The 1,565-nt window shown below is 49.1% G+C and carries 2 protein-coding genes; both read right to left on the bottom strand.

Annotation, left to right across the window (positions count from 1 at the left end; all coding sequences use genetic code 11):
* On the bottom strand, nucleotides 1-422 hold a 422-nt coding region (locus tag WCO51_13770; GenBank protein ID MEI6514322.1), incomplete at its 3' end, for a hypothetical protein.
* Nucleotides 423-459: 37 nt separating this feature from the next.
* On the bottom strand, nucleotides 460-1,464 hold the full coding sequence (locus WCO51_13765) for a methyltransferase (protein MEI6514321.1): 1,005 nt from the start codon (nucleotides 1,462-1,464) through the stop codon (nucleotides 460-462).
* Nucleotides 1,465-1,565 lie beyond the last annotated feature (101 nt).

The raw sequence follows: 1,565 nt of genomic DNA, 5'->3' as shown, positions 1-1,565 counted from the left end.
GGATGCAACCGATACCAACAGACGTGGTAACGGTTCTCTGTTTCTGACTCGCCATATAAGCTACTAAGCGGCGGTGTTGGCAAATGGGGAAGTGGGCGAATTGGAACTTCGATCGGGGGCGCATCAATCATCTTTTGCCGAGCCGGCGTGCCTCTATAAAAGCCTGTGATATCGGCAGCCGCAAAGACAACAGGCATCCCTTTAGATCGAGCCGCTTTTACGACCTCATTCATTTGAGGAGCTAACGCGTCCAGCCGTTCTGTAGCTGACCTGCTCCAATGTTGGTTCCAGACATCGCAAAGCAAGAGCGCCGTCTCTTCAATTGGCCAGTCGGCGCTCTCTTCCATCGCAAACCATTGGTTATAACCCTTCTCATCCACTCTCAATTCCTGGCTGTGAAGGGTTAAGTGGATAGTTTTCATAATGTTATTCTCTGAATTGCGCATATTTTCTGAGGTCCTATTTCGAACCGATGATCAGTGTTGTGTCGAAGGGTGTGTCTTCTCTGATGATATCGTTCAGACCAACGGCATGCATCCATTCCCTGACTTCCTCTTCGGTGAAAGTGTCGCCGGCATTCGTGCCAACCAGCATATTGAGCGCGAAAATGGCGGCGAAGGGGGGATTGGTTCTGCTAGGATCGACAATAAAATCTTGAACGACCAGTCGGCCTTTGGGGTTTAAAGCATCGTAGCACTTGCGGAAAAGCTCGTTATTCTCGTCCGGTGAGTTGCTGTGGATTATTGCTGATAAGTAGACGATGTCGAAGCCGCCTGGGAATGTATCAGTGTTATAATCGCCTGCAACTGTTGTGACTTTGCCCAAAAGACCTTCCGACTCAATAAACTCTTGGGTGAGCGCAACCACATTTGGTAAATCGAACACGACAGCCGTCAAGTCCTCTTTGGCACGGGCAAAAGCCATTGAGTAAGCGCCTGAGCCGCCGCCGACATCTAAAACCCTCTTTACGCCATTCAAATCGAGCATGGCGATGCTTCCGGGCGCTTGGATTGTTGCTCGATAATGCATTGCGCTAATAAAAGCTCTCAGCCAGCCATCTCCACGGTCATTGACTTCGGGGCGGGGAACACTCGTGCCTCGGCGAACAGCTACCGTCAAAGTGCTCCAGGATTCCCATAGGTTGGCTGTATGCATCAATCCAGACATATAGTCCGGCTTTCCTTTCACTAGAAATTGGGCGGCGCCGGGTGTATTAGTGAAGGTATCGTCTTCTTTAGTTAAAAGACCAATGGCGACAAGCGCGTTCATCAAACGGTCGGTAGCGCGCCTATCTGTTCCTAAAGCATTCGAAACTTCAACAGAGGTTTTGTGCGAATCGCCAATAACCGTAAATAGCCCCAGTTCATAGGCGGTCAACAATATCCGGCTTCTCTGAAACGAAGCCATCCCCATAATATCCCCCGGAGAGAGAATCGGTTGTCCGGAAGTCTTATTTTCGCTCATCTTTATCTCCTATTTGAACTTACTCATTGTAGCACTGGCGCATCAAAAAGTACTTGATGATTACAGGGCGATCATTTATAATGGTATCGACAGTCATCTTG

Source organism: bacterium (assembly GCA_037131655.1).
Lineage (GTDB): Bacteria > Armatimonadota > Fimbriimonadia > Fimbriimonadales > JBAXQP01 > JBAXQP01.
This window is presented reverse-complemented; position numbering and strand designations above follow the sequence as displayed.